Genomic DNA, 6,363 nt, shown 5'->3' with positions numbered 1-6,363 from the left:
GGGTCGGTGCTGTCGGGGTCGGTGCTGCCGCTGCTGACGTCGCCGCCGGTGCGGTCGCGGCGGGCGCGGCGCCGGCCGCCCCACCGGCGAGGTGGGCATCCACGTCGGCGCGGGTCACGACACCTTCGTCCCTGGTGGCCTGCACCTGGGTCAGGTCGACGCCGCGCTCCTTGGCGTACTTGCGCACCGGAGGGCTGGCCTTGGCGCGACGGGGCGCGGCGGACTCCTCGGTCGCCCCTTCTCCGCGGCGGCGCCGACGGGTGGTCGCGGTCTCGATCGCGCCATAGCCGACCAGGACAGCTTCCCGTTTGGGCTCTGCACCAGCGACCGCATCGGCCGGCACCGGCGCGCTCGGGGCCGCATCAGCCGCATCGGCCGCCTCGCCTGCCGAGCCGTCCCGCCCTGCTCCATCACCGGTGTCGATGACGATGATCGGGGTCCCGACCTCGACCTCGTCGCCCTCGGCGTGCAGGATCTGGGTCACCGTGCCGTCCCAGGGGATGGGCAGCTCGACGAGGGACTTGGCCGTCTCGACCTCCACGACGATGTCGTTGGTCTTGACGCTGTCCCCGACGGCGACCTTCCAGGCGGTGATGGTGGCCTCGACGAGACCCTCACCAGGATCGGGAAGCTTGAACTCAGGCACGAAGGCTCCTTCGGCTGCTGCGCGGGTGGGTGGTCAGTAGGCGAGCACGGTGTCGACAGCGTGCAGGACGCGATCGATGTCGGGCAGGAAGACCTCTTCGTGCCGGCTGGGCGGGTAGGGGATGTTGTAGCCGCCGACCTGCACCACCGGGGCCTCCAGCTCATAGAAGCAGTTGCGCTGCACGTAGGCCGCCAGCTGGGCGGTGATGCTGGCGAAGGTCTGCGCCTCCGACAGCGTGATGCAGCGGCCGGTCTTGCGCACCGACGCCTCGATCGTGTCGGTGTCCAACGGCGAGAGCGAGCGCAGATCGACGACCTCGATCGAGGGCCCGTCCTCCAGCTCGGAGGCTTGGGCCGCGGCGAGCGCGACCTTGACCATCGGGCCGTAGGTCAGGACCGTGACGTCCGTCCCCTCGGCCCGGACCGCGGCCTCGTGCAGGCCTAGCGGAGCATCGGCCAGGTCCGGCACCGAGCCGGTTAGATCGAGCACGCCGCGCTCGTGGTAGCGGCGCTTGGGCTCATAGAAGATGACCGGGTCGTCCGAGGCGATCGCCTGCTGCATCATCCAGTAAGCGTCCTCCGTCGTGGACACGGTGACCACCCGCAGGCCGGGGGTGTGCGCAAAGTAGGACTCGTTGGACTCGCTGTGGTGCTCGACCGCGCCGATGCCGCCGCCGTAGGGGATGCGGATCACGATCGGCATACGGAGCTTGCCCAGGGAGCGGTAGTGCATCTTGGCGACCTGGCTGACGATCTGGTCGAAGGCGGGATAGACGAACCCGTCAAACTGGATCTCCACGATCGGGCGATAGCCGCGCAGGGCCAGGCCGACCGCAGTGCCCACGATCCCGGCCTCGGCGAGCGGGGCGTCGATGACGCGGTCCTCACCGAAGTCTTTCTGCAGGCCCTCGGTGATGCGGAAGACGCCACCGAGCTTGCCGATGTCCTCACCGATGAGGAGGACCTTGGGGTCGCGTTCCATCGCGGCCCGCATGCCAGCGTTGAGCGCCTTGGCGATCGTGGTGCGCTGGGCGGTCGACGTAGGGGTGCTCATCTGTTGCTCCTCAGTCCTCGAAGCCAGCGTGGTAGGCGGCAAACTCCCGCGCCTCACGTTCGACCAACGGGTGCGGATCGACATACACCTGCTCGAACATCTGCTCGTGCGGCGGGTTGGGCATCGTCTGGCAGGCAGTGCGGATCCGCACCGCCAGCTCGTCAGCCTCGGCGTTCAGCGCCTCCAGCCACGCGTCGTCGATGATGCCCTGCGCCAGCAGGTAGGCGGTCATCCGGTCGATCGGGTCCTTGGCCTTCCACAGGTCCACCTCGGCCGAGATCCGGTATTTCGTCGGGTCGTCGGAGGTGGTGTGCGCCCCCATCCGGTAGGTGAACGCCTCGATCAAGGTCGGCCCCTGGCCCGACCGGGCGCGTTCGAGCGCGGCGCGGGTCACGGCGTAGGAGGCCAGCACGTCGTTGCCGTCCACCCGGACGCCGGGAAAGCCGAAGCCCTCGGCGCGGCGGAAGGGCGCGATAGTGAACTGCCGGTCGTTGGGCTGGGAGATCGCCCAGTGGTTGTTCTGGACGAAGAAGACGACCGGCGCGTTGGCGACCGCAGCGAAGACCAGCGCCTCGTTGTAGTCGCCCTGCGAGGTGCCGCCATCACCGGTGAACGCCATGACCGCGGTGTCCCGGTCGAGGTCACCGGTCGCGACATCACCGTCGCGCTGCACCCCCATCGCGTAGCCCACCGCGTGCAGCATCTGGTTGCCGATGACGATCGTGTAGAGGTGAAAGTTGTTTTCGTTGGAGTCCCAGCCGCCATGGTTGACGCCCCTGAACATGCCGAGCAGATTCTCCGGCGCCACCCCCTTGCACCAGGCGACGCCGTGCTCGCGATAACCGGGGAAGGCGTAGTCCTGCGGACGCATCGCCCGGCCGGCTCCGACCTGCGCGGCCTCCTGCCCAAGCAGGCTCGGCCACAGGCCCAGCTCGCCCTGGCGCTGCAGCGCGAAACCCTCGGCGTCCACGCGGCGGACCATGATGAGGTCACGCAGCATGCCCCTGAAGTCGTCGCCGTCCAGATCTTCCAGGTATGAGGCATAGGGGCTGTTCACCTCCGTCACCGGGAGGCGGGTCCCGTCGGCAGCCAGGAACTGCACCATGTGGGGGCCGCCGTCGGTGATATCCCGCTGCGAAGGCTCGTGCGAGGCCGCCGGCTGTTCAGGCCGCTCGGCTGTGGTGGTGCTCGGCGCGGTGGACCGCGCGACGTCCTCGTCGCTCAACGCAGGCTCCTTCAGTTCACGGCCCCGGTGGGCCGCCTCGTGATGGTGACGGCTTTCTGGACGCCAGGCTACTCGCCGATGCGGCTCGGGAGGGCTTCGGCCAGGAAGGCCTCGGTCCGAGACCACGCCGCTGCGCTGGCCGCAGCGTGGTGGAACAACGGGGCCGGGTTGTCAAAGGCGTGGCCCGCACCCTCGTAGACCTCGAAGCGGACCTGCGGGCGGGTGCCGCCGGCGGTCACCGCGTCCCTGATCGCCTCGACGCTCTCCAGTGGGATATAGGCGTCGGCGTCGCCGAAGTGGTGCAGGCTCGGGCACTGGACCTGCTCGGCCAGGGGCAGGAGGCTCGGCAGGGAGGAGCCGTAGAAGCTCACCAGGGCCGCCACCGGCGCCTCCGCCATCGCCGCGGAGGCGGCGACGTCGAAAGCCAGGCCTCCACCGAAGCAGAAGCCCAAGAGTCCTACCCGCTCCTCGTTGACGCCGGCCATGCTGGCCAAGTCGTCGCGTGCGGCGAGCCCATCGCGGGTCGCCTGCGCCCAGTCCAGGCGGCTGGCCAGGCTCATGGCCTCCGCGAGCCCGTCTGCACCCGCTTCTTCCACGACCGGCACCTCGCCGTCGTTGCCGCCGTCGCCATCGCGGAGCCGGGCGAAGAATTGGGGCGCGAGCACGGCATACCCGAGGGCGGCCAGGTCGGCGCACCGGGACTGGATGTAGGAACCCACCCCGAAGATCTCCTGGAAGAGGACGATCCCGGGCACGGGGGCGTCGGCGCAGGCGCCTTCCGGCAGCCACAGGAGACCGGGCAGCGGGCCGTCCGCCGTGGCGATCTCGTGCTGGACGGGGTGCAGGACGGTCACCGGCCCTTGCCGTCAGGCAGCACGAGGTCGGTGACGACGCCGACCGCCGAGATGATCAGGGAGCCGAGGACGGCGTCCCAGAAGAAGGCGTCCACGTGGAACTCGAGGCCGATCACCCCGGCGAACCACGAGGTCAGCGACAGCATGAGCGCGTTGATGACAAAGAGGAAAAGCCCGAGGGAGATCACCACCAGCGGCAGCGAGAGCACCTGCAGGATTGGCTTGACAACGGCGTTGAGGACGCCGAACAGCGCAGCGACCCCCAGCACGGTGAGCACCAGCGAGGTGCCCTCCCCGCCGAAGGAGATGCCGTCGAGCACGGCGCTGGCGACCCAGAGGGCGAGCGCATTGGCCAGGATGGAGAGAATCAACTTCATGGCTCCATGGTGGCATGAACAGGCGCTGACCTAGGCTGACGGACATGACCGGAGATCAGCCCAGCCCCGTCCGTCTGCGCACCACCCTGGCTGGGGTGCCGGCCTACACCCCCGGCAAACCTGCCGCTCCGATCGAGGGCCTAACGACCTACAAGATCTCCTCCAACGAGAATCCCTACCCGCCCCTGCCGTCCGTGCTCGCCGCCGTCAAGGACGCGGCCGAGTCGATGAACCGTTATCCCGACATGGGCGTCGTCGAGCTGACCGCCGCGCTCGCCGAGCGGCTGGGCGTGCCCACGACCGACCTCGCCACCGGCACCGGCAGCGTCGCGGTGCTGGCCCAACTGATCGCGATCACCTGCGACCCCGGCGACGAAGTCCTCTATGCGTGGCGCTCCTTCGAGGCCTACCCGATCGTGGTGGCGCTGGCCGGCGCGGTCTCGGTCCAGGTGCCGCTGGATGGTGACGCCCGCCACGACCTGCCCGCGATGGCCGCGGCGATCACTGACCGGACGCGCCTGGTCCTGGTCTGCACGCCCAACAACCCGACCGGTCCCGCGGTCCGGGAGGACGAACTGCGCGAGTTCATCGCGGCGGTGCCCCAGGACGTGCTCGTGGTGATCGACGAGGCCTACCTGGAGTTCACCTCTGCGGACACGGTCCCCGACGCGTTGGCGCTCTACCGCGAGTTCAGCAATGTCGCCGTGCTGCGGACCTTCTCCAAGGCCTACGGGCTGGCGGGGCTGAGGGTCGGGTATGCGGTGGCGCACGAAGAGGTCGCGACCGCGCTGCGCAAGGCCGCCACCCCGTTCGGTGTCAGCGACCTCGCGCAGCGGGCAGCGGTGGCCAGCCTGGACGCCTACGACGAGCTGGAGGTGCGCGTCAAGGAGCTGGTCAGCGAGCGCGAGCGGGTCGTCGCGACGCTGTGCGAACACGGCTGGGACGTGCCGGACGCACAGGGCAACTTCGTGTGGCTGCCGCTGGGCGAGGACGCCGTGCCGTTCGCGAAGATGGCACAGTCTCGAGGACTGATGGTCCGGCCGTTCGCCGGCGAGGGCGTGCGCTGCACGATCGCAGAAACTCAGGCCAACGACCGTCTGCTCGGCGTGGCAGCAGAATGGTGCAGGCTTCAGGGCTGAGTCTGTCTGGCCTATCCTGCCGACTATGTCCTTGTCTCCGCGCGGCGCCAGCGCCGTCCGCACCGGCCGGCCAGCGAAGGCGTGGTGGGTGATGCTGATCGGCGGCATCCTGGCGTGGGTCTCCGGGCAGTCGTGGAGCGTGCAGCGAGACGCCGGTGAGTTCTTCCAGATCGTGATGGCCTTCGGCACGCTGGCCGCGATGGCCTTCCCGGCTCAGTTGATCGCAGGACGCACCGGGCGCCCAGCGCTCCTCGCGATCGCTGGCGCCATCGGCATCACCGTGCCGTGGTTCATCAACCTGGCGGTCAAGCACCAGGGCGAGGGAGTGCTGCTCCCCACGACCATGGTGCTCATCGCCAGCCTGATCCTCACCTATGTGGTCGCGCGGATCACTCGCGCCGCCGCCGTGCGGTGGGACGAGACCTAGAAGCCGTCCGGTGGGGCGGTTAGAGACCTGCCCGCCGTGGGGCGGGTCGACCCCTCGAAGCCGTGGGGTGGGGAGACACTTAGAAGCTGTGGGGTGGGGCGGGACCTAGAACGGGTAGCCCTGAGCCCGGCCCTCTCGCGAAGATCGCCAAGCCCGCCACGACGGCGACCCCCTTCAGAAGGGTGGGGGGTCATGGTGGGGGCGCTGCGTCCAGGAGGTGGTGGGCGAGGTGCGCTGGTCCTGTGGCCGGGGCGTGGGTCCTTGGCGCGTCAGGCCGAGGACGTCGTGGGCGCTCTGCGGGTCCTGGGGTGGGCCTGCATGGCGGCGCCCAGTGCGGGGGTGGGTGTGGGTGACCCAGATCCAGCCAGCGAGGTTGCCGCCGTGCTCGCCGGCCCCGAGCTGGTCGTCATGGTCGGCGAGCAGTGCGTTGGGGCCCCGGTCGGTGATGGCTGCGTAGAGGGCCTGGTTCGCGAGGTCGCGCCGGTCCTGCAGGTCCTCCCGTCCGCAGGGGTGCTGCCCGCGCCGCTCGGGGTCGACCGGTGCCTGACGATCTAAGGCCCCGGTGAAGAGGCGCGCCAGACCATCGGGGGCCGGATCGGATGGGCGTGCCGGGTCCGAGCGTGCCATCTCTGGACGTGCCAT

At 69.7% G+C, this 6,363-nt stretch carries 8 protein-coding genes; 2 read left to right on the top strand and 6 right to left on the bottom strand.

Features of this window, described 5'->3' with window-relative positions; all coding sequences use genetic code 11:
• From Q4P07_RS13800 to Q4P07_RS13780, 5 genes are all read right to left on the bottom strand, one after another.
• A partial coding sequence (locus tag Q4P07_RS13800) for a biotin/lipoyl-containing protein (protein WP_303375496.1) occupies nt 1-646 on the bottom strand: 646 nt, incomplete at its 3' end.
• 33 nt (nt 647-679) lie between these two features.
• The gene (locus tag Q4P07_RS13795; protein ID WP_303375495.1) at nt 680-1,699 is read right to left on the bottom strand and encodes an alpha-ketoacid dehydrogenase subunit beta; all 1,020 of its coding nucleotides are present in this window, start codon (nt 1,697-1,699) and stop codon (nt 680-682) included.
• Between the two features lie 10 nt (nt 1,700-1,709).
• The gene (pdhA, locus tag Q4P07_RS13790) at nt 1,710-2,924 is read right to left on the bottom strand and encodes a pyruvate dehydrogenase (acetyl-transferring) E1 component subunit alpha (RefSeq protein ID WP_303375494.1); all 1,215 of its coding nucleotides are present in this window, start codon (nt 2,922-2,924) and stop codon (nt 1,710-1,712) included.
• A 68-nt stretch (nt 2,925-2,992) separates the two neighbouring features.
• Complete coding sequence (locus Q4P07_RS13785; RefSeq protein WP_303375493.1) at nt 2,993-3,778, bottom strand: dienelactone hydrolase family protein; 786 nt, start codon at nt 3,776-3,778, stop codon at nt 2,993-2,995.
• A complete protein-coding gene (locus tag Q4P07_RS13780) occupies nt 3,775-4,155 on the bottom strand; it encodes a phage holin family protein (RefSeq protein ID WP_303375492.1) in 381 nt (126 codons plus the stop codon). Before Q4P07_RS13780 ends, Q4P07_RS13785 begins: the two co-directional genes overlap by 4 nt.
• Before the next feature lie 44 nt (nt 4,156-4,199).
• Here Q4P07_RS13780 and hisC point away from each other — a divergent pair, with 44 nt between their 5' ends.
• Both hisC and Q4P07_RS13770 read left to right on the top strand, forming a co-directional pair.
• Nucleotides 4,200-5,294, top strand: a complete 1,095-nt coding sequence (hisC, locus tag Q4P07_RS13775) for a histidinol-phosphate transaminase (protein ID WP_303375491.1) — start codon at nt 4,200-4,202, stop codon at nt 5,292-5,294.
• A 25-nt stretch (nt 5,295-5,319) separates the two neighbouring features.
• Complete coding sequence (locus tag Q4P07_RS13770) at nt 5,320-5,721, top strand: hypothetical protein (protein WP_303375490.1); 402 nt, start codon at nt 5,320-5,322, stop codon at nt 5,719-5,721.
• A 174-nt stretch (nt 5,722-5,895) separates the two neighbouring features.
• On the opposite strand, the gene Q4P07_RS13765 is transcribed toward Q4P07_RS13770, so the two are convergent.
• Nucleotides 5,896-6,363 (bottom strand): hypothetical protein (locus Q4P07_RS13765; protein WP_303375489.1); only part of this gene is annotated, 468 nt, incomplete at its 5' end.

It is taken from the genome of Ornithinimicrobium sp., from assembly GCF_030537745.1.
Lineage (GTDB): Bacteria > Actinomycetota > Actinomycetes > Actinomycetales > Dermatophilaceae > Ornithinicoccus.
This window is presented reverse-complemented; position numbering and strand designations above follow the sequence as displayed.

Bases quoted from the DNA above. Each gene is read 5' to 3' on its own strand.
- Q4P07_RS13795 (WP_303375495.1), bottom strand. From the start codon at position 1,699: ATGAGCACCCCTACGTCGACCGCCCAGCGCACCACGATCGCCAAGGCG.
- Q4P07_RS13780 (WP_303375492.1), bottom strand. From the start codon at position 4,155: ATGAAGTTGATTCTCTCCATCCTGGCCAATGCGCTCGCCCTCTGGGTC.
- hisC (WP_303375491.1), top strand. From the start codon at position 4,200: ATGACCGGAGATCAGCCCAGCCCCGTCCGTCTGCGCACCACCCTGGCT.
- Q4P07_RS13770 (WP_303375490.1), top strand. From the start codon at position 5,320: ATGTCCTTGTCTCCGCGCGGCGCCAGCGCCGTCCGCACCGGCCGGCCA.